The organism is Pseudomonas sp. FP2196, assembly GCF_030687715.1.
In the GTDB taxonomy this organism is placed as follows: Bacteria; Pseudomonadota; Gammaproteobacteria; order Pseudomonadales; family Pseudomonadaceae; genus Aquipseudomonas.
In genome coordinates, this window is the sequence record NZ_CP117445.1 from 4,619,547 (window position 1) to 4,642,862 (window position 23,316).

Here is a 23,316-nt window from a genome sequence, read left to right on the forward strand (position 1 = left end):
ACCGAAGACGCATTGCTCTGATTTGCTTGGCACTTTCCAAACGCCAAGGATTGGCCCGATGTATCCGACCGACGAGCAGCATACCGCCACCAGTCACAACGTCGATTCACAGCAGCCCGACGTTCACTACCTGCACCTCAAAGCCAGCATGCCCGATTGGCTGGGCAACGCTTCGGCGACCAGGCGCAACGCCCTCAAGACCACTCAACCAAGGCTGCCGCTCAAGTTGCAGGCGGTACCGGTCGCCCAGCACCAGGCGCTGAAGGCGCTCAATGCCGCGCACTGGACGGCACAAAACGATGTCGACCAAGCGCTGGAACATTTCCAGGATGCCAGCACCTTCGCCGAGCCATTGCTCAAAGCCGCCCTGAAAAAAGAGTTCGATCTGGATCTGGACGTCAGAGCCACGTTCCTGCACCTCTACGTTCCGGTCACCACGCCGGGGTTTTCAATCAAGACTGGCGCCCGCACCTGGACGGTTTCGCTACTGGACGCTGCGCTGCATAACTTCGAGGAGAAGGAAACCCGAGACGATGCCTATGAAAGCGCATCCACCTTCGTCACCAAACCCACGGCGACCGGCCAGTTCAACACCCTGCCTGCGCTCAAGCAAACGCTGAGCATCGGCGCATTCACCCGGCTCTGCAGAACACTGGATATCGGCGCACAGTACAAAACCTGGCTGGAAGACCATCTGGGCTTCACCGATGAAACCAAAGCCGCAGCGCTGCGCCTGAAGATCGACAAAAGCCAACAGGCTGCGCTCAAGGCTGCCTTGCAGTTTGCCCGGATGAGCGGCGATATCAGCGAAGGCTATTTTCGTACGATCACGGGACTGGCCGAAGGCATACCGCACCTGCGAATCAAGGGCCAGGCCCTGCGATGTAACAGCCTGACGTTGATGGACGCGCCTCTTACCGACATCGTTGTGTTCGCCCCGTCGGCAAATGAACCGCGAGCGGTGGCGCGGGTGGTGGCCTGGGTGCCGGACGACCCGGAACACCCGATCAAGGAGTACGCCTCAGCAGCAGCGCTGGAAGTCGAACTGACCCGGCAATTGCGCTCGCGCGACTACCAGAAATTCTTCAGTCGTTTCGTCAACCATCAACAGCGCGGCTTTTTCTTCTCCAGCCTGAACGCTCGCCTGAGTCGGGTGAAATGGCACAAGCCACAGGCAGGCAGTTCGCAGGCGCCATGGCGCGATGAACCGCTCGACAAACCGGACCTGCAACTGGCGGCCACGCCGATCAACGGCCAATTATGGGAGCACCTTTATCAAGGCAAACTGAACAAGATCCTCAATGACGCCCAAGCCATTGCCGTCGCGAATGCCACGGTCGATTCAAAAGTGCGCTGGGCGCTGTGGGATTCGTTCGTCAGTATCGCCTCGACCATTGTGCAGACCGCTGCCTTCATCATCGCGCCGTTCGTGCCAGTGATGGGCGAAATGATGATGGCGTACGTGGCTTACCAGTTTCTCGACGAGGTTTTCGAAGGCGTCGTCGACTGGGCGCTAGGTCAGGCCGAACAGGCGTTGCAGCATCTGGTCGGCACCGTGGAATCCTTGATCCAGTTGGGCGCGTTTGCCGCCGGTGGCGCCATTGCCGTCGGCGAGTTTCGCAACGTCTTGCCGCGAGAGATCGTGGCCTTCATTGATCGCTACCTCCCCGTGCAGATGGCCAATGGTCAAACCCGCTATTGGGAACCGGATCTGACCCGTTATCAGCAAACATCCCTGCCACCTGAAAACACCCAACCGTCCCGACTCGGCCTGCGCGAGCATGATGGAAAACTGCTGCTGCCCCTTGAACAAGGCCACTACGCCGTCAGCGAAAGCCACATCCCCGGACAATACCGCATCGAACACCCCACCCGTCCCGACGCCTATCGACCGATCGTGCGCCACAATGGCGATGGCGCCTGGCACACCGAACTCGAGCAACCGCTGACATGGAGCAGCGACACGGCGCTGCGTCGCATCGGCCATTCGATGGAATCGTTTTTGCCCACGCGTCGCGCGCGGATTCTGCAGGTCAGCGGTTACACCGAAGAGGGGCTGCGCATGATGCATGTCGAACAGGCATCAGTGCCGCCACTGCTGGCCGACAGCATCACGCGGTTCAAGATCGATCAGGATCTGCAACTCTTCATCGAGCAACTGGGCAGCGAACTGCCCGAGCATTATCAGAACGCCGATCCGCTGACACAGCTGCAATTACTCGCAGAACTCGACCGCTGGCCGGCCGACAAACGACTGCGCTGGGTGGACTCGCAAGGCGAAGTCGTCTGGCAATCTTCGGCCGATGAAAGCTTGCCCGTTACGGACATTCGTCAGGACAACCTGATCGAGCAAGATGTGCTCAAGACCTTGCTCGACAGCCTGGACGAACAGGCCGCCAAAACAGTGCTCGGTGAAACGTTCGGCGGGCCCAGCCTTTCTCTCGATGAGCGCGCGGGCAATTTGCGCAAGCAGTTGCTGCAGCGGGCCAAACAACAACGCCATGCGATGTTCGAATCCCGCTATCAGGCCAGCGAGCAACCTGACGATCCACTGATCAGCACTCTCGCGCAGCATGAACCGGCACTGCCCACCCGCGTCAGCCAGGAGCTGCTCAACAACGCCAGCGGTGACGAGCTCGTGCAAATCAGCGAAGGACAACTGCCGCAGCGACAACAGGAGCTCATGCAGATGGCCAGCGAGGAAGTTCGCGTTACACGTGCTTTCGAAGGGCTGGAGCTGGACTCGGTGAACAATCCGGATACCGACACGCTGGTCCTGCACAGTCTCAAGCGCGTGCCCGGCTGGAGCGGCGACGTGCGCCTGGAAATTCGCGAGAGTACCTACGAAGGCAGGGTGCTCGACAGCACCGGGCGCGTCGATGCGGCGGCGCAAAAGGTGTTGGTTCGGCAACCCGGTGGCCGTTATCAGCCGTTTGATGAGCGTGGCCAGGAATTGCATGCACCCGCCGATATATATTCCAGCATTCTGTGTGCCCTGCCGGATACCGAACGCCAGGCCCTGAACATTCAGATTGGCCAGACAGAACAATTGAAACAGGCGATCCGCGCCCGACCTCTGGCGCGTAGCGAGCTGCGCGTGGCGGTATCGCTGCCACCGGTCAGGCCCCCGGCCGTAGACACGTTGCGCCTGGTGGGACGCGGCGGTCGCCAGCCGACATTCGGGGTGCCTGACGCATCTGCGCCACCCGGCGGCTTCATCGAACCGCCCCCCCTCGACCCCGTTCAGGTGATCTATCGCGGCTTCACCGCTCAGGATGCCGAGGACTTCGCCATCAGATTCAACCAGGATCCGGTCGCCATCAGGAACGAACTGGCCCGCCTGCGGAGTGAACTCAGCCAACTGCGCGACGACCTGCGTCTTTGGGAAAGCCGGGTGCCCTTGAACAACCCCCTCACCGGACTTCCCTTGACGGAAATCGAACTGCGGGCGGCCAGGCAAAGCCGGGAAAGACTGAGGATGGATATGGAGCGCTGCTGGCGCCGGGAACTACGCAGTTCTGCCGGTTACTTGCTGCAGATCAGGGAACCGATCATCGGCGACTTGCCTGTATTGAGCGCCGACTTCAGCCATGTCGTCCTGCTGACCATCAATGGCAGCGCGCGCACCGGTGCCGTCGATGGTTTCTTGCAGCAATTCCCCCGCCTGATGTATCTGGACATGCAAAACCTCAATTTGCGCAACTTGCCGCCCGCCATTGGCTCGATGTCGCGACTGCGAAATCTGACCGCGCGCGACTGCGCCGTGATGCTGCCTGCCGACAGTCGATCATTGTTTTCACCCTTGACCGAACTGATTCTCCTGGACTTGCAAGGCAACCGTCTCGGCACCGCGCCCGATGTTCACACCCTGCCAGCGTTACGCTACATCAATCTCGACTATACCGGCATCACAGCGCCGCCAAGGGCTCTGCTCGACCACCCGCGACTGATCACCGGAAGGTTCGAAGGCAATCAGATCGCCGACATTCCCGAGGCGTTTTTCGATCTCGCGCCTGCGCTGAGCGATGGATTCAGTTTTGCCAACAACCCACTGTCACCGATCACTCGGGAGCGGGTGAAAATTTACTTCCAGCGCACCCAAAAATTGTTCGGCATCTTGCCCGAGCGAGCTGATCTGACCCGGGCAATGAACCTGTTTCCCGGCCTCGATGCCGGTCGAGCAGCCGAATTGCTTTACCAACTGCCGGGCACGCTGGCGGACGGTCGAGCGCAACTCGCCCGCTGGGAAACTGAACTGAATCGTATGCAGAACGACCTTGCGCAATGGACCAACGACGTGCCTGAACGCCACCCCGAAAGCGGCGTGGCATTGACAACAAATGAGCGGGTCAGCGAGCGCCTCGCCCGGCAGGGCTTCAGCCTCAAGCTCGAACAGTTCTGGCGCGAAAGAAGCCCGTTATCCCCGAGCCCGCGTAACAGCCGTCTGGAAGCAAGTCTCGAATTCATCGGCGACATGCCGGTACTCGACGCAGACTTCAGTCACGTTGGCGTGTTGGCGCTCGATGGCAACAAAAACATCTCGGCCCTGCTGCCGTTCCTGCAACGCCTGCCGAACCTGACGCATCTGGAGCTGAATTTCTTTGACCTGGAACCGGCCACCCTGTCATCCATCAACAAGCGACAACTGGTCACGCTGCGGCTCAAAAATTGCGGAGTTGTGTTAACCCCGGAGAATCAGGCGGCGCTATGCGCCATGTCACAGTTGGAGACACTCGAGTTGAGCGGTAATCCGCTCGGATCCTTCTTTGATCTGAATCTGCTGCCCTCCCTCAGGCACCTGGACCTCTCGGAAACCGGCCTCATCGAACTCCCACCCGGAATCGCCGACACCCCCAACCTGGGAACAGCACTGTTCAGTGGAAACAACATCATCGAACTGCCCGACGCCCTGTTCGACTTGCCGGCCGAGCGCAGCGACGGGATTGACCTGGCCGACAATCACGGTCTCTCGCCAGCCGCCCGTAACCGGATAAAGAACTACTACCGTAGAACCGGGCATGATTTCGACGTGCTGGCAGATCCTGCGGATATTACTCTGGCGCAGTGGCTGTTCCCGAGCCTGGACACCGTTGAAGCCAGTGAAGTGATCTATGACATGCCCGGAACCCTGGTAGACAGCCGGATTCAGCTCCACCTCTGGCAAGTGGAGCTGAACAGGCTAGAACAGGATCTACGCACATGGGCGCTTCAGGTACCCCGGCAGGATCCTGTGACCGGCGCAGCGTTCGACGCCGCCGAGATGTACAACAACTACACGGCTCGCTCGGAATTCTCACAACGGCTTCAACGTTTTTGGCAGAGCCGATCAAGCACCTCCAGCATGCGCGAGGATCATTTCAGTGCCAATCTGGCCTTTACGGGGGCCATGCCACGGCTGACCGCGGACTTCAGCCATGTCTCAAATCTGAGCCTCATGGGCACTGCCGCGGTGACTGACATCGCCTCCTTCATCGAACTGTTCCCCCAGTTGCAAGTCCTCGAAATGCGCAACTTCGCCATGGGACAAATGCCAGCCAGTCTGGCGCGCCTGGCACAACTCAAGGAATTGACGCTGACCAGGTGCGGTATCACCTTCACGGCCGAAGGGCAGACCCTGCTGCAATCGCTGAACAAGCTTGAGCATCTGGACCTGAGTCATAACACACTGGTCGAGATTCCTGACCTGGCGGGGCTGCCGATGCTCAACGACATACGTCTGACCAGCACCGGTATCGCCAACGTGCCCAATGGCCTGGCCACTCATCCGAACCTGCGAAACGCGCTGCTCAACGACAATGCGATCACGGATCTGCCCGAGTTGTTTTTCTCGATGGATATCGATCTGGCTGATGGTATTGATCTGGCACAAAACCCTCTGTCCCTCGCCACCCGCAACCGAATCAAAGCGCACTACGCGGCCATTGGTTATGACTTCGGCGTACTCCCCGATCTGGCCGACACCATCAAGGCACAGGCACTGTTCCCTGATCTGGAAATTGAAGATGTCACCCATGTGATTTATGAGTTGCCGGGAACACTGGCAGATGGCAGCGCACAACTGGCGCGATGGGAGGCAGAAATCACGCAGATGATCAGCGACCTCGCCGAATGGTCCGAGCGTGCCCCCGCCGGACCGACAGGTTTGAACCTGGACGCCGTTGACAGAGCGGCGCAGCGGTTCGAGCGCCGAGCGTTCAGTGAAAAACTGGAGCATTTCTGGCGCGCCAGACAAAACAGCAAAACGGAACTCAGGCTCAACGCTTTCGACGCCAATCTGCGGGTGATCGGTGAACTGCCGACGCTGGATGCCGATTTCAGTCACGTCACCCAATTGACCTTGCAGGGCAACCCGACGTTGTCAGACGTCGAGGGTTTTCTGAATTGCTTTACCGGGGTGGAGGCTCTGGAAATGCGCCAGTTTGCCCTGGGTCGATTCCCCCAGACCGTATCTCGCATGCCCAAACTCAAAACCCTGGTCCTCAGTTCCTGCGACATTGCGCTTGATGAATCGGGACAAACCGCCTTGTCGTCGTTATCCCGCCTGGCGATGCTGGATATGTACGACAACCCGCTGGGCAGCGCACCAGATGTTTCAGCCCTGCGCGCACTGACCTTCATTGATCTGTCCAAAACCGGGATCGACCAGATTCCACCCAGCCTGCTTGAGTTGCCTGAACTGGAAACGGCGGTACTCCATGAAAATCACATCAGTGTGTTGCCGGAGGCTCTTTTTCAACTGCCCGCCGCTGCCAGCGATGGCTTTGATCTGAGTCAGAACCCCCTACTGCCCGCCACGCGCGAACGGATAAAAATCCATCGTCAAGCGCTGGGGATTGATTTTGGAGTGTCCGTCGGCCTGGAAGACAGTCAACTGGCCCGTGAGTTGTACCCGCATCTGACCGATGCGCAACTGGACGATATCGTCTACCGCCTGCCCGGCACGCTGGCCGACGGCCACCTTGAACTGATGCGCCGGCAGACCGAACTGGCGAACCTGATCAGGGATCTCGATGCCTGGACGAAAGCCAAGCCAGCCGATCCCGAGAGCGGTGTCCCCCTGAACAGCGACAGCCTGCGTCAGGAACAACAGCGCAGGGAACAATTCAAGTTAAGTGTGGAGTATTGCTGGCGACGGATTGTCACGCAGGGTCAGAGCGAAATCCGTTTTACTTCAAACCTGCCGATCACAGGGGAGCTGCCAACGCTATCGGCTGACTTCAGCCACATACAAGCAGTGAGCCTGACGGGCAGCAGCTTCACGCCCACCCGCATCGGTCGATTTCTCGAGGTGTTCCCCAACCTGAGGACACTTGATATCGAGGGTTATCACCTTGGCGACATTCCCGAATCGGCATACACCATGCAAAGCCTGATCAGGCTCAACCTGACGGACTGTCACATCACGCTCACTGAACACTCTGCCCACGCATTAGCCAACATGAGCAAACTAGGTCGCCTCGTCCTCAGGAACAATAAGCTGGGGCGCACCCCCGACCTCACTCAGATGACGGCGCTGGGCGCACTGGATCTGAGCAACACGGGACTCACGGAAATTCCACCCGGTTTGTTCAGTCACACTCACCTTGCGCATGCCGATCTGGCCAACAACGCCATTGTCGAGTTGCCCTTGGAGATCATGAAGGCGGGGACCACGGAGTTCGACTTCAGCGGCAATCCGCTATCGCCGACCAGCCAGCAAACCCTCGCTGACTACGTCAGCAGAAGGACCGCCAGACTGGAACTCGCACAAAAATCGCATCGGGATGTCGAGGATTTCAATGACGAGTCGTTTGAAAGTGGGACAGCCAGGCCGAACACCGACTCTTCGGGCAGTTCCAGTGACCTGATCATCGACTAGCGACTAGCCGCGCTCAGGCGGCACCGACGACAATTCGAACGGACTACTGCTGCGCCGCTGGTTGCGATCTTCCCGCGGCGTGGCACCGAAGAAGTTGCGGTAGGCGCTGGAGAAATGCGGCCCCGAGGAGAAACCGCACGACAGGCCGATCTGGATGATCGACTTGCTCGTTTGCATCAACATCTGCCGGGCCTTGTTCAGGCGCAGTTCCAGATAGTACTGGCTCGGCACACGGTTGAGGTATTGCTTGAAGATCCGCTCCAACTGGCGACGGGATACGCACACGTGCTGGGCGATTTCGTCGGTGGTCAGCGGTTCTTCGATGTTGGCTTCCATCAGCAACACCGCTTGGGTGAGCTTCGGATGGCTGGAACCGAGACGGTTCTGCAACGGAATACGCTGACGCTCGCCGCCCTCGCGGATGCGCTCGACCACCAACTCTTCCGACACTGCACCGGCCAGTTCCGCACCGTGATCACGGGCCAGCACCGCCAACAACAAGTCGAGTACCGACATGCCGCCGCACGCGGTCAGGCGATCGCGATCCCAATCGAACAGATGACTGGTGGCGATGACTTTCGGGAAGCGTTCGGCGAAATCGTCCTGCCAGCGCCAGTGCACTGCAGCGCGATAACCGTCGAGCAAACCCAACTGCGCCAACGGATACACGCCGGCCGACAAACCACCGATCACGCATCCGGCACGCACCAGTTGCTTGAGCGCACTGCTCAGTGGCGAGGCCAACGCGGTTGGCGGCTCATCGGCGAGCAGGAACAGTTTCTGGAAGTTTTCCAGCTTGCCGGCCCACGGCTCGCCGGGCAGTTGCCACGCGCCTTCGACGGGCGGCTCAGCCTGCAAGAACGACAGTTCGTAAACCACATCCGGGTGCACCCGCTGAGCAACACGCAAGGCCTCCTCCGCCAGCGCCAGCGTCAACGCTTTAGTGCTGGGCCAAATCAGGAAACCAATTCGATGGGCAGTCATGGGCGGGCAATCCGAAACGAGGAACGGTGATGAAGGCAAGGGCCAATGCTAGCCCGAAAATGAACGTAAATCCTGAAACCAACAAAGATCAAATGTGGGAGCTGGCTTTTCACACATCCCCTGTAGGAGCTGCCGAAGGCTGCGATCTTTTGATCTTAAAAACCAACATCAAAAGATCGCAGCCTTCGGCAGCTCCTACAGGGGATCCGGGACGGCGGAGCATGCACTATTTCAGTGCAAAGCGGCAGACCCGTTTACTTGAGGCTACCCGACAGGAACTGTTGCAGACGCTCCGATTGCGGATTAACCAGCACTTCGCGCGGGTTGCCGCTCTCTTCAACAACACCTTTGTGCAGGAACACCAACTGGTTCGACACTTCACGGGCAAAGCCCATTTCGTGGGTCACCACGACCATGGTGCGACCTTCCTGAGCCAGCGCCTGCATCACCTTGAGCACGTCGCCCACCAGTTCCGGATCGAGGGCCGACGTCGGTTCGTCGAACAGCATCACTTCCGGCTCCATCGCCAGCGCACGGGCAATCGCCACACGCTGCTGTTCGCCGCCGGACATGTGCCCCGGGAACGCATCCTTACGATGGGCCACACCAACCTTGTTCAGGTAGTGCTCGGCTTTTTCGCGGGCTTCGGCCTTGGACACGCCCAGTACGTGGACCGGCGCTTCCATGATGTTTTCCAGCGCGGTCATGTGCGACCACAGGTTGAAGTGCTGGAACACCATCGACAGACGCGAACGCATGCGTTGCAGCTGCTTCGGATCAGCGGCTTTCAGTGCACCGTCCTTGTTGGCGACCAGTTTCAGCTCTTCGTTGTTGAGCAGGATCTTGCCCGCGTGCGGCTGCTCGAGCAGGTTGATGCAGCGCAGGAAAGTACTTTTGCCGGAGCCACTGGAGCCGATGATGCTGATCACATCGCCGGCTGCCGCTTTCAGGGAAACACCCTTGAGCACTTCGTGACTGCCATAGCGTTTATGCAGGTCTTGGACTTCAAGTTTGTACATGCGGTCGGTTCTCACAAAAACAGTCAGTCAGTCGTTGAGCAAGCGCCCGTGACGCAGCGCTTCGCGCCCCGCCACCTTGGCCAGCCAGAAACCGGGTTGGGCATAGCGCAGCCGTTCAATGGCAAACAGCACCCCGGACGTACCAGCACATACCGTGCTGACCCGATCGGACACAGGGTCGATCACTTCAAAAATCTCGTCACCGGCTTCAACCCACTCGCCAGGTTGACGCAGAAAACTCACCACGCCAGGGTGCGGTGCAAGCAACAACTCAGTGCCCTCGAACGGCATGCCTTCGCACGGTTCGTGCGCCGGGTTCGGCCACTCGCCAGTGATCAGGCCCTGCTCGGCGAGGAACGCCAGAATGCCTTCAGCATACGCCTCGGCCTCGGCGCGGCCAGTGTCGGCCTGACCGCCCAGCTCAATGGTCGTCGCCAGACACGCCAGCGGAATCTGTGCATCCGGGAACTGACGCGACAGACGCAGCCACGGCAGCGAGCACGCTTCATCAAAAGAGCTGCCGCCGGAATCTTCCGCCAGCAAACCGACCTTCACATTCAGATGCGCGGCCAGCGAACGCCACTGCGGCCAATGCTGCGGCAGCGCATACATGTGCAGCGCGGCTTCGGCGTCGCAGTGCAAGTCGAGCACCACATCGGCGGTGCAGGCATGGCTGAGCAACACGCGCTGCATGCCTTGCAACTGGCTGCTCGCTGGCGGCAATGCGGCCAGGTGATCAGCCATCGCCTGACGGATCAGCCGAATGTTGGCGTGCGGATCATCACCGAGGCTGTCGGCGAGCGCCGCCGCAACGGGTGCGCTCAGTTCAACGAAATCACGGTTGAAATTCTTGCCGCTGCCCGCCTCGAAACGACCCTGGAAATTGCCTTGCAGCAATTGCCCAAGCCCCAACGGATTTGCCACCGGCACCAGCTCGATCACGCCGTTGAGCAGGCCTTTGGCTTCCAGTTCGCCGAGGCGTTTTTTCAGCTCCCAGGCGGTGCGCATGCCGGGCAATTCGTCAGCGTGCAGGCTGGCCTGAATGTAGGCCTTGCGCTCGCCTTGTCCGAAACGGAAGACCGAAATCTTGCGCTCGCTACCTAAGTGGCTCCACGGCAAAACGTGGTCGATGCGTTCCATATCAGTGCTTCCGCGGCGCGAGGTAGCTCAACCAGCGACGCTCGGCCAGCTTGAACAGCTTGACCAGAATGAAGGTCAGGCACAGATAGAACACGCCGGCGGTGATGTACGCCTCGAACGGCAGGTAATACTGCGCGTTGACAGTACGCGCCGCGCCGGTGATGTCGATCAGGGTCACGATGGACGCCAGACTGGTGGTCTGCAGCATCATGATCACTTCGTTGCTGTACTGCGGCAGCGCCCGGCGCAGGGCAGACGGCAGCAGGATGCGCTTGTACAGCTTGAAGCGCGACATGCCCATGGCCTTGGCCGCTTCGATTTCACCGTTCGGCGTGGCCTTGAGGCTGCCGGCGATGATTTCTGCGGTGTAAGCGCTGGTGTTGACTGCGAAGGCCAGGCACGCACAGAACGTTGCGCTGGACAGCCACGGCCAGAGGAAGCTTTCACGTACGGCTTCGAACTGCGCCAGACCGTAGTAGATCAGGAACAGTTGAACCAGCATCGGTGTGCCGCGAATCACGTAGGTGTAGAGCCACGCGGCGCCGTTGACGATCGGGTTCTTCGAGACGCGCATCAGGCCCAGCGGCAGCGCCGCCAACAGACCGAAAAACAACGACAGCGCGAGCAATTTGAGGGTGGTCACCAGGCCGCCGAAGTACAGCGGCAGAGCCTCCCAAATGACGTTGTAGTCGAAGATCATAGATCAGCCGCCCTTACGCCTACCGAGTAGCGCTTCTCAAGTTGACGCAGGATCAGCAACGAAACGCTGGTGATCACCAGGTACATCGCCGCCACTGCGAGGAAGAAGGTAAAAGGTTCGCGGGTGGCGTCTGCCGCCTGCTTGGCCTTGAACATCATGTCTTGCAGACCGACCACGGAAATCAGCGCGGTGGCCTTGGTCAGTACCAGCCAGTTGTTGGTGAAGCCGGGAATCGCCAGGCGAATCATCTGCGGCACCATCACCCGGAAGAACACCTGAAAACTGCTCATGCCGTACGCCATGCCGGCTTCGGCCTGACCTTTGGGGATCGCCATGAACGCGCCCCGGAAGGTTTCCGACAGGTACGCACCGAAGATGAAACCGAGGGTGCCGATACCGGCGGCCAACGGGTTCAGGTCGATGTAGTCGTCATAGCCGAGCATCGGTGCCACGCGGTTGAGCAAGTCCTGGCCGCCGTAGAAGATCAGCAGGATCAGCACCAGATCGGGAATCCCGCGGATCACCGTGGAATACAGATCGCCCAGCCAGGCCAGCCAGCGCACCGGCGACAGGCGCAGCGCGACACCGATCAGCCCGAGAACGATGGCCAGAGCCATGGACGACAAGGCGAGCTGAAGCGTCAGCCATGCGCCATCGAGGATGACAGCCCCGTAGCCTTTCAACATGATTCAGGTCCTCGAAAGTTGGGATGAAAAAATGGCGCAAACCGCAGAGATTCTGTTGCTTGCGCCATTTCGGACTTGTCGCAGAGACGTCTTACTTGCCGTAGATATCGAAGGCGAAGTACTTGTCCTGGATTGCCTTGTATTTGCCGTTTTCGCGGATGGCCGCGATGGCAGCGTTGATCTTGTCTTTCACAGCGTCGCCCTTGCGCACGGCGATACCTACGCCGTCGCCGAAGTATTTGACGTCGGTGAACGCCGGGCCTGCGAAGGCAAAGCCTTTGCCAGCGTCGGTATTGAGGAAACCGTCTTGCAGCAAGGTCGCGTCAGCCACGGTGCCGTCGAGGCGACCGGCGGCCACGTCGAGGTAGATTTCGTTCTGCGAACCGTATGGCTTGATCTCGGCACCCAGCGGAGCCAGGACTTCGCGGGCGAAACGCTCGTGGATCGAACCACGTTGCACGCCGATGTTCTTGCCCTTGAGCTCAGCCAGACCTTCGCTGACCTGAGTACCGGCCTTCATGACCAGACGAGCCGGGGTGTTGTAGTACTTGTTGGTGAAGTCCACGGACTTCTTGCGATCTTCAGTGATCGACATGGACGACAGGATCGCGTCGATCTTGCGCACTTTCAGTGCCGGGATCAGACCGTCGAACTCTTGCTCGACCCACACACACTTAACCTGCATCTGCTCGCACAGCGCGTTGCCGATGTCGTAGTCGAAACCAACGATGCTGCCATCCGGTGCTTTCGATGCGAACGGAGGGTAAGCCGCTTCGATACCGATCTTCAGAGGTTTTTCATCAGCGAAGGAATTCAGCGACAGCACGGACAGTGCCAGGGCGCCAAGCAGCACAAGTTTCTTCATCTTGGGACTCCATCGGTAAAGGGCAAAAACGGCAGAGTGAGCAACAGCCCAATATGCGAATGGTGAATCGGAAATCGGTTGCTGCATCGGTGGGAAATTTCCCATTGAAACCGTCAGAGGTTTCAACGTCAGCCACGATGAGCCAGTGATCGGCATTCTAACGACAGGCCCGAAGCCGATATTTCTTCAATGCGACAACTAATTACAGATGCACAGAGAAAGCGACTTGAGCGCATTGACAGCCTTGCAAATTCATGCAAGAGCGAAAGATTGTGAACCGATCTATGCTGCAAATTGCGGGCCTATTATTCGCAAACCCTTCTAATCCGGCAAGCGCAGCGTTGTGTCTTATTTTTCACGAGGTGTTTTGAGGCTCTAAAACGGGGCAATGCGTTTCCCTTTGCCTCGGTTTGGCGCGGGCGGTTACACATTCGGTTACGGGGATGAGGGTGGGTAACAGCGGAAAATGTCTTACGCGGGAAATCGATAATTATTGGTTGGGTGGGGTTTGAGTTCCGACAGTGGACTACACCTTCGTCTGACAAATTGCTATCGCGAGCAGGCTCACTCCTACAGTTGACCGCGTTCCACCTGAAGAAACGCTATCAACTGTAGGAGTGAGCCTGCTCGCGATGAGGCCAGCCCTATCAACCCGAATCTGCGTTGAAACTCAAACCTCCGACACACTAAAAACCTGTGGGAGCTGGCTTGCCAGCGATGAGGCCAGTCCGACCACTACAAAACCTGTAGACACAAAAAAGCCCCGCCCGGCAAACACCGGACGAGGCTTTCGATGCATCAGACCGAATGCTTAAGCCACATTCATGGTCTTGTGCGTATCAATCAAATGCTGCACCACACCCGGATCCGCCAGGGTCGAAATATCGCCCAGCCCGTCATATTCAGCCGTGGCAATCTTGCGCAGAATCCGGCGCATGATCTTGCCCGACCGGGTCTTCGGCAGCCCCGGCGCCCACTGGATCACGTCCGGCGAAGCAATCGGCCCGATCTCCTTACGCACCCAGTTCTTCAGCTCCAGACGCAACTGCTCGCTCGGCTCCTCGCCATTCTTCAGCGTGACATAGACATAAATGCCCTGCCCCTTGATGTCGTGCGGCACACCGACCACCGCTGCTTCAGCGACTTTCGGATGCGCGACCATCGCGCTTTCGATCTCGGCCGTGCCCATGCGGTGGCCGGAGACGTTAAGCACGTCATCCACACGCCCGGTGATCCAGTAGTAACCATCGGCGTCACGACGCGCACCGTCACCGGTGAAGTACATGCCACGGAACGTCTTGAAGTAGGTGTCGACGAAACGGTCATGGTCGCCATACAGCGTGCGCGCCTGACCTGGCCACGAGTCGAGAATCACCAGATTGCCCTCGGCCTCGCCCTCAATAATGTTACCGAGGTTGTCGACCAGCGCCGGCACCACACCGAAGAACGGCCGCGCCGCCGAACCCGGCTTCAGCGCATGCGCACCCGGCAATGGGCTCATCATGTTGCCGCCGGTCTCGGTCTGCCACCAGGTATCAACGATCGGGCAACGAGACTTGCCGACATTCTTGTAGTACCAGTCCCAGGCTTCCGGATTGATCGGCTCACCCACCGAACCGAGCAGACGCAGGCTGCTGCCATCGGCGCCTTCAACAGCGGCGGTGCCGGAAGCCATCATCGCGCGGATCGCGGTCGGTGCGGTGTAGAGGATGTTGACCTTGTGCTTGTCGACGATCTTCGCCACCCGGGTGATGTCCGGATAGTTCGGCACGCCTTCGAACAGCAACGTGGTCGCGCCATTGGCCAGCGGGCCGTAGACGATATAACTGTGGCCGGTGACCCAGCCGACGTCGGCGGTGCACCAGTAGATTTCACCCGGGCGGTAGTCGAACACGCGCTCGTGGGTCATCGCCGCATAAAGCAGATAACCGCCCGTGGTGTGCTGCACGCCCTTCGGCTTGCCGGTGGAGCCGGAGGTATAAAGGATGAACAGCGCTTCTTCAGCGCCCATCTCTTTTGGCGCGCAGACAGTGCCCGCCACTTTCATCAGGTCTTCGTACCAGATGTCGCGATGCTGGTTCCACTTGATGTCGCCACCGGTGCGCTTGCACACGATGACTTTCTGGATGCTGCTGGTTTCCGGATTGGTCAGCGCGTCGTCGACGTTGGCCTTCAGGGGAATCTTCTTGCCGGCACGAATGCCTTCGTCAGCGGTAATCACCACTTTCGATTTGCAGTCGATGATGCGACCGGCCAGGGCTTCCGGCGAGAAGCCGCCGAACACCACCGAGTGAATCGCGCCGATCCGGGTGCAGGCCAGCATGGCGACCACGGCTTCGGGGATCATCGGCATATAAATGGTCACCACGTCGCCGCGGTGTACGTCCTGACCACGCAGGGCGTTGGCGAGTTTGCACACTTGCTCGTGCAGTTCGCGGTAGGTGATGTTGCGGCTTTCGGAAGGATCATCGCCTTCCCAGATGATCGCGACTTGATCGCCGCGCTCGGCCAGATGGCGGTCGAGGCAATTGTAGGAAACGTTCAAGGTGCCATCGGCAAACCACTTGATGTCGACATGGTGATCGTCGAAAGAAGTCTGTTTCACCGTGGTGAAAGGCTTGATCCAGTCAAGACGCTTGGCTTGCTCGCGCCAGAAGCCGTCAGGGTTGACGACCGACTGCTGGTACATGGCTTTGTAGGTCGCCTCATCAGTCAGCGTGTTAGCCAGAACCTCGGGACGAACGGGATACAGAGAAGCCGCACTCATCTTTCCTACCTCGGTGTAATAGTTGTTTTTGTATGACCCCGTTGTAGCCGGAGCGGCCCCATAGAACCATTCGACGATGGTAGTAACAAGCCCAGCTATTGCCCTGCACACCACCTGTAGGAGCTGCCGAAGGCTGCGATCTTTTGATCTTGCTCCTGAAAGGCAACGTCAAAAGATCGCAGCCTTCGGCAGCTCCTACACGGGAATCGCGGTGGCTTTCGGGGATTGTTACCAAATCTGCCAAAGGTGTTTATCAAAACCCGCTCTGTTTACCCCCACCCCATCTCCTTAAAATTCACCTCGCCGACAAGGCAAAGCGATTAACAACGTTACAGCCCCCACGAAGGCCGTTAATCCAGCTCTCCAAGTAACGAAAAAAAGCAATGAAGTTCCACACGCAACCCCAAAAAGGTTGCGTGACCCCACTCGACCTCAAAAAGGTAACTTTGAAATGAAAGCTTTATTGGTTCTGGCCCTCAGCAGTCTGTGCGCAACCGCCATGGCAGATGAGGTTCCGACTGATGTCGCACAGCAACAACCGGTTGTTGAGGAATACACTTACTCCACACACCTGGACATCGCCAAAGTTGTTTCGATGAGCGAAGTTCCGAATGTCTGCGAAGTGGTTCCGGCAAAAATGGAATACGACGACTCCAAAGGCCAGCGTCACATCCTGCGTTACAGCATCATGGGTAACGGCTGCACCAATTGATGAGTTCAGACTGCACCGAATTGGATCTCTCAGCGCATCAATGAGGGTCGATTCCAGCCCGACTTCGGTCGGGCTCAGTTGTGTCTGGAACCGTCAAAAATGCTTGCAAAACACTAGATGTAGTGAAAAAGCCGATTTTTTGTTCATTTTTTGAGCAAATCCACAAATACGAAATTTCTGCGAAAAAAAATCTTTCCCCGGCAAAGCCCTGTAAACCCACGCTCTCACTGAAAAACCACCCTCCCCGACCGCTCCATGCGCGGATTCGCCTCAGCACAGCCCGTTTTTTTTCCCTATAATGCCGCCCTAATCGGGACAGCAATATTCCCTTACAGGGATGAACAGCCCATCTGAAGCCCCGCAGCAGCGTTCAACGCGAGCTGCGCCCGTCAGAGGCTCTCGGAACCCCGTACAAAATTCTGTTTTATTGCCTGCCTTAGCTGCTGCAAAAAACGATTCCTTAAGATCCAACGCGGTCTGTACGACCGTGTGAAAAACCAACCAATCAGGTTTCACACGGGGCGACAGGCCCTCACGCAGGAGACGACACGTCATGCTGAGCTGGGACGAATTCGACAAAGAAGACAGTGAAGTAGCAGCAGTGAAAGGCGCCAACGCCGGCCACGCTACTGAAGCCAACATGGACCGCCTCGACAACGCTGGCGGCGCCGCAGCGCTGGAAGCCCGCGCCGTCACCGCCGACGACTCGGCCGCCGTGGCCCGCGCCAAGGCTGCACTGAACTCCCTCGACGTCGCCGAAGGCCTCGCCGAACTCGAAGGCGCCTCCGCCCGTGTCGCCGTTGACGAAAAGCGCATGATCAACTGCCGCGCCGACCTCAACCAACTCGTGCCATTCAAGTACGACTGGGCCTGGCAGAAGTACCTGGACGGTTGCGCAAACCACTGGATGCCGCAAGAAGTCAACATGACCGCCGACATCGCCCTCTGGAAAAACCCGGAAGGCTTGACCGACGACGAGCGCCGCATCGTCATGCGCAACCTCGGCTTCTTCTCCACCGCCGACTCCCTGGTTGCCAACAACCTGGTGCTGGCCGTGTATCGCCTGATCACCAACCCGGAATGCCGCCAGTACATCCTGCGCCAGGCCTTCGAAGAGGCGATCCACACCCACGCCTACCAGTACTGCATCGAATCGCTGGCCATGGATGAAGGCGAGATCTTCAACATGTACCACGAGATCCCATCGGTCGCGAAAAAAGCCACCTGGGGCCTGAAATACACCCGCTCGATCTCCGATCCGAAGTTCGAAACCGGCACCGTCGAAACCGACAAAGAGTTGCTGCGCAACCTGATCGCCTACTACTGCGTTCTGGAAGGCATCTTCTTCTACTGCGGCTTCACCCAGATCCTCTCCATGGGCCGCCGCAACAAAATGACCGGCGTCGCCGAGCAGTTCCAATACATCCTGCGCGACGAATCCATGCACCTGAACTTCGGCATCGACGTGATCAACCAGATCAAAATCGAAAACCCACACCTGTGGGATGCCGAAATGAAGGAAGAAGCGACCCAGATGATTCTGCAGGGTACGCAGCTGGAGATCGAATACGCGCGTGACACCATGCCTCGCGGCGTACTGGGCATGAACGCGGCGATGATGGAGGACTACCTGAAGTTCATCGCTAACCGTCGTTTGTCGCAGATTGGTTTGAAAGAGGAATATCCAGGGACGACTAACCCGTTCCCATGGATGAGCGAGATTATGGACTTGAAGAAAGAGAAGAATTTCTTTGAGACGCGGGTTATTGAGTATCAGACTGGTGGGGCGTTGAGCTGGGATTGATTGATATGGCCCTGCTGCTCCAATTGCAGCAGGGCCATAAAAATATCAAAAGGCTGTTATTCAGAAGGCAGAAACAAGAAACCCGCAGCAATCGCGCCAACGATTGCTGCGGGTCTTGACCGCACCATTGAACAGAAGCCCGAGGGTGCGGGCCGTGACTGGAAGAACTCAGATCACGAAGCATTGGGAAAATGCGCGACGTGATTATAGACATCTTTCGGACGGTTACAACGGCCTCACGTCGGAGAATTCGTCATGAACGATTATCCGGTGGCACCGCCAGGATACAGAGCTGTTTTCTGTATGAGTTTCAAGCACTGGCGTAGCGGAAAGGACGTCTTTCGCAAAGACGGGCGTCCTTTCTGTTTTTTTGTGAAAGCCTAACCGTGCGGGACAGGCAACTGTCCCGCTCTATAATCACGTAAAGAGTAATTCGTATGAAGCAGACAATCATTGATGCTATCAACAACAATCAAGTTTTGACGTTCACATACAGCGGTATTCCGCGAGTAGTCGAGCCTCATGCTGTTGGCCTTTCTCGTACTGGAAAAGAAGTACTTCGTTGCTTTCAGACATATGGAGGACACGTGACTCCGGGCCATGAGTGGGATCTTTGTGAACTCAATAAAATATATGACCTGGAAATATCTGGCGCTACTTTTCACGCTTCTCGACCTGGTTATCGTCGCGGCGATAGCCACATGACTGATATTTTTGCGGAGCTCTAACGTTCCAATCAAAAAAAGCGGAAAGCCCTAATTTTATTAGGGCTTTTCAATTCCATAACAAATGATTTCCTTCCTACATCACGGCTCTAAATCTCCTACAGCACTCACAGCTGCTTCCACATTGAAGCCTGCCACAAGCACCTCTAAGCTTTGTCGCAGGTGCCTAAGAAACGCCCAACGTAGAAAGCATGGTCAGCTCACAGACACATTCGTCGTCGGTGGTGATTGCCTGCTCGTTGGGATTTCTTAAGTCCACTCTACGTTGGGGCCAGGCTCTCCAAAATCTAAACGTAGAGGTCATGGATATGCCCGATCCTTTTTCTGTAACAGTGTTCTCTCGCCACAACCTCGCTCTTCATGCGCTTCTACTCGAAAGCCAACCATGGTTCTGCGCCCGCGATATCGGCCGTTTGATGGGTATCCATCTGAGCGAGCGCATGGTCAACAAACTGGACAAGGATCAGCGTCGCGTTTTGTGGATTGAGTATTTCCGGCAACCCGAAAAACAACTGATGCTCAGCGAGTCCGGTGTGTACGCGCTATTGGTGTATCACTACGTGCCCGGGAATCGATTGTTGCGTGAGTGGTTGACTCATCAGGTGGTGCCAGCCCTGCGTGATGCGGAACACTCGGGACATTCAGATCGGCCAATTTTGAGTTTGTTGGATTGGCCAGAGATGTCGTTGAGTCTGCTGCATTGGCAGGATGAAGGCTGGATTCGGCTGCGGGATATGCCATACCTGTTGAACGATCAGACTCAACGCAGGACTGCGGTTGTGAAGCCTTGGTGGCGGAGGGTTATGCAAGTGTTTCAGTCTTTGAGGCATTCGATGAGTTAGAGATGAGCTTGTAGGATTACGCGAGATCATTCGCTATTTTCAGTAGGAATTTTCGTAGACAACTGTCATGGCCAATCAGTATCGTCCGAGGGTTCTCAACCCTCGGCGATTGTATGGAAACGGAAAAAAGCAACAGCGATTGGAGTGATCTGGAAATCGAGGCAGCAGTTGATGCCTACCTCAGTATGTTGTCGCGCGAACAGAGTGGCCAAAAAGTCATTAAGACTGAAGAGAACCGTATCCTCCGCGATGGCGCGTTGGCCGAACGCACCAAAGGATCAGTTGAATTCCGAATGCAGAACATCTCTACAGTTCTTGATGAGATGGGTCTGCCACGAATCGATGGCTATAAACCAGCCAAGAACGTTGGTACGAATGTTAAGAACAAGATTAGAGCGATACTGGATAAAAAAAACCTAGTTAATCTGGACACTTTTACCGAACACAAAAACGGCAAATGCGCCTGGGTATTCCAATATATTCCAGGTAGCTCATTTGAACGTAGGTGGCTTTCCTCACCAGAGCGCAATCAAACGATTCCTTGGGAAGTTTCACGCTTTCAAGATTTAGTGCGAGAGGGCGATCTCGTATTTTTTTGGCAAGCCGATAAAAACGGTGGACTCCGTGGCTGGGGAGAAATCGAAAGTGGTGAAGTGTTTGCAGTCGGAGATCGTAATAATGTTGGAAACTATCGAATCGGGGTTCGAGAGAGTTGCTGGCTAGATCCACTGATCCCGAGAAATGAAATTCTTTCCTCCGGGATAATAAATAGAAGAGGAGACATACTTAACGGAGAGCCAACGTCTCCGCTAACTCCTGATGAAGCATCAAAATTTTCAACTTTTCTCCCCACGCCCGAAAGACCAAATACTAAAAAATTAATAACACACACCCAACGGTTAAAAAACTTAAAAAACGCACCAGCAACAACCGACTTCACCACAAACAACAACAAAGTAAAGCAAGTTCAAAATGAAGAAGCCCTTGAAGTTTTATTTCATAGTGATGACCCCTGGGCAATAGGATTAGAAGACAAAATCGGCGTATTAGACGAAGCCAAAGCAATGGCCGCACTTGCTATTCGTTCAGAAGAACCCCCACTAGCTATAGGTATCTTAGGAAACTGGGGCACAGGCAAGTCTTTTTTTATGCGCTTAATTTACCAACAAATTGAAAAGCAATCTGCTGACACCGTACTTATACGCTTCAACGCTTGGCACTTTGTAGAAAACAATCTCTGGGCAAGCCTTGTCGACCACATATTCACAGAACTGGATCAGTGGGTGCGCAAAAAAGAAACAGCAGAAAAAAGAAAATACTCATCAGAACAACTATTTGAAAACCTCTCAACAGCACAAGAATTGGCGCTGGAAGCGGCCGAAGAACTAGTAAACTGCCGCAAAGCACAAGCTGTCGCCACTGAACGTTTGGCGAAGGCAGAACAAAACACTAAATTATTCTGGCATGCTGTAGCTCAAACACTAAAAAGCAAAGTAACCTGGAAAAAGATTCAGGCAGCGGCTGACTCCTTAGGCCTAGGGGAGCTTTTTAATAATACGGAAAAATTAAAAGAGACAATTGACGGGCTGAACACTCAAACAGCCCGTACCAAAGCAATTAAAGAAGGCTTGCTCCAGCGCCTTGGCAGCTTGCCTGTTATTATATGTGGCTTGGCTATAATTTTGATTGCGCCTCCAGCAGTCTCAAAAATCTACATACTGCTCAGCAATATTTTTCAAACCGAAATGCAGTCTATCACCAAAGAGCTACTAACACTTAGCGCACCAATTCTTGGCATCACATCGGGAATTGCATGGTTAACTAACCGTGTTCGGAATGCTATTAATGAGATAGCAAATTTCCGTACAACTTTGGAAGACGCCATAAATCATCAAACCACCGCGCGTTCAGAATCACTCTCTAAGCTATCAACTGATGTAGAGACAGCTCGAAATTTGCTGACAACCACCACAGAAAAGTTAGTAGAAGCCACGCGCGAGTTTGATGCTGGGACAGGACGTGGTCGGATGTTACGCTTTATCCGCCAGCGAGCGAACGATGGCCATTACGCTAGCCATTTGGGCCTCGTCGCAACTATACGCAAAGACTTCGAAGAGCTTTCTAGAGGTTTGAGAGCTGATCCCGAAGCAACACAAAATCGACATATTGATGAAAGCTTTAAAAAGAGAGTACTAGACCTATTAGACGATCCTAAAAACAATCTAAAAGAGACGGACAAAGCAAAGCTCGAATCAATGCTAAACTCAATCTCAACCATTGAAACCCAATCATTCAAAAGAGTTGTTCTTTTTATTGACGATCTGGATCGCTGCCCACCTGAAAAGGTAGTTGAAGTGCTTCAAGCAGTACACTTATTACTAGGCTTTCCACTATTTATTGTTTTCGTAGCCGCGGATGTACGTTGGGTTAATCGCGCATTGACGAAGCACTATCCCGACTTGCTCAACAATCCGCAAAACGAGAATACAAATAATGATAACGGGGCGACAGCCCATGATTATCTGGAAAAAATATTCCAGATCCCTTACTGGGTCAGACCAATGAGCGATGATGCAAGTTCAGCATTATTGGAGTCGCGAATTCGTAAGATCAGCAAAAGCACAACGCCTAACCCTTTCTCCGAGCCAGAAGAAAACACACCCCTCGAACAACATCAATCCATCGACGATATAAACCCAGCAATCGAAGAAGTCGACACTAGCGCAGTAAACAACGACCTAGAAGACTTCGATTATCGTGCAAGCAGACTCAGCTTTAGTGAGGCAGAACGAGATTTCCTCAGCCAACTGGCACCATTTTCCGGAAATTCGCCTCGTAGAGTCCTGCGCTTCGTCAACACTTATCGTATTATAAAAATAAGCTTATCAGATGAAGAAAACGAATCACTAGAACAAAGGTATTTTCGAGAGCTTCTTTTACAATTGACCATAAATACAGGAGCGCCAGAAGCGTTTGGCGATTGGTCAAGCTTTTTGCAGCAACATGCCGACGCTCCAGACATGAGCACTCTACTTGAAAAAATGCGACAGCAGACATGGTACAACCAGCCTTCTGTAAACAGAGTATTACAGGGTGCTGTACATGCTTACCTAAATACCAAGACTTCTGGAAATGTACGAGATGCAGTAGAAGCTTCAAAACTTGTGAAACGATATAGTTTTATAGGATAAAACTACCCCCAACTACTTTTAAT

At 55.9% G+C, this 23,316-nt stretch carries 13 protein-coding genes; 6 read left to right on the plus strand and 7 right to left on the minus strand.

Annotated features, from left to right (window positions below; all coding sequences use genetic code 11):
• Positions 1-58 precede the first annotated feature (58 nt).
• Entirely contained in the window at positions 59-7,858 is a 7,800-nt protein-coding gene (locus tag PSH79_RS20705) for a dermonecrotic toxin domain-containing protein (RefSeq protein WP_305439323.1), read from the plus strand.
• Between the two features lie 3 nt (positions 7,859-7,861).
• Here PSH79_RS20705 and argR read toward each other — a convergent pair whose 3' ends face one another.
• From argR to acs, 7 genes are all read right to left on the minus strand, one after another.
• Positions 7,862-8,842, minus strand: a complete 981-nt coding sequence (argR, locus tag PSH79_RS20710) for a transcriptional regulator ArgR (RefSeq protein ID WP_103304065.1) — start codon at positions 8,840-8,842, stop codon at positions 7,862-7,864.
• A 254-nt stretch (positions 8,843-9,096) separates the two neighbouring features.
• Complete coding sequence (locus PSH79_RS20715) at positions 9,097-9,861, minus strand: ABC transporter ATP-binding protein (RefSeq protein WP_003227281.1); 765 nt, start codon at positions 9,859-9,861, stop codon at positions 9,097-9,099.
• A 27-nt stretch (positions 9,862-9,888) separates the two neighbouring features.
• Positions 9,889-11,001 (minus strand): M14 family metallopeptidase, encoded by a 1,113-nt coding sequence (locus tag PSH79_RS20720; protein WP_305439324.1) that lies wholly within the window; start codon positions 10,999-11,001, stop codon positions 9,889-9,891.
• 1 nt (position 11,002) lies between these two features.
• Positions 11,003-11,701 carry an ABC transporter permease gene (locus PSH79_RS20725; RefSeq protein ID WP_305439326.1) on the minus strand — a complete coding sequence of 233 codons (699 nt, stop codon included), beginning with the start codon at positions 11,699-11,701 and terminating at the stop codon, positions 11,003-11,005.
• Complete coding sequence (locus PSH79_RS20730) at positions 11,698-12,387, minus strand: ABC transporter permease (RefSeq protein ID WP_007912702.1); 690 nt, start codon at positions 12,385-12,387, stop codon at positions 11,698-11,700. Before PSH79_RS20730 ends, PSH79_RS20725 begins: the two co-directional genes overlap by 4 nt.
• A gap of 91 nt (positions 12,388-12,478) precedes the next feature.
• Positions 12,479-13,252 (minus strand): ABC transporter substrate-binding protein, encoded by a 774-nt coding sequence (locus PSH79_RS20735; RefSeq protein WP_305439329.1) that lies wholly within the window; start codon positions 13,250-13,252, stop codon positions 12,479-12,481.
• Positions 13,253-14,063: 811 nt separating this feature from the next.
• Positions 14,064-16,019, minus strand: coding sequence for an acetate--CoA ligase (gene acs, locus PSH79_RS20740; RefSeq protein WP_123467028.1), 1,956 nt, complete (start codon positions 16,017-16,019; stop codon positions 14,064-14,066).
• Between the two features lie 451 nt (positions 16,020-16,470).
• Here acs and PSH79_RS20745 point away from each other — a divergent pair, with 451 nt between their 5' ends.
• The 5 genes from PSH79_RS20745 (at position 16,471) to PSH79_RS20765 (ending at position 23,293) form a co-directional block, all read left to right on the plus strand.
• The gene (locus tag PSH79_RS20745) at positions 16,471-16,731 is read left to right on the plus strand and encodes a DUF2790 domain-containing protein (protein ID WP_093430405.1); all 261 of its coding nucleotides are present in this window, start codon (positions 16,471-16,473) and stop codon (positions 16,729-16,731) included.
• Between the two features lie 553 nt (positions 16,732-17,284).
• Entirely contained in the window at positions 17,285-18,535 is a 1,251-nt protein-coding gene (locus PSH79_RS20750; protein WP_095191667.1) for a ribonucleotide-diphosphate reductase subunit beta, read from the plus strand.
• Between the two features lie 437 nt (positions 18,536-18,972).
• Positions 18,973-19,263: a hypothetical protein gene (locus tag PSH79_RS20755; protein ID WP_305439331.1), complete on the plus strand. Its 291-nt coding sequence runs from the start codon at positions 18,973-18,975 to the stop codon at positions 19,261-19,263.
• A gap of 305 nt (positions 19,264-19,568) precedes the next feature.
• The gene (locus tag PSH79_RS20760) at positions 19,569-20,102 is read left to right on the plus strand and encodes a Bro-N domain-containing protein (protein ID WP_305444034.1); all 534 of its coding nucleotides are present in this window, start codon (positions 19,569-19,571) and stop codon (positions 20,100-20,102) included.
• A gap of 113 nt (positions 20,103-20,215) precedes the next feature.
• Positions 20,216-23,293 carry a P-loop NTPase fold protein gene (locus tag PSH79_RS20765; protein ID WP_305439332.1) on the plus strand — a complete coding sequence of 1,026 codons (3,078 nt, stop codon included), beginning with the start codon at positions 20,216-20,218 and terminating at the stop codon, positions 23,291-23,293.
• Positions 23,294-23,316 lie beyond the last annotated feature (23 nt).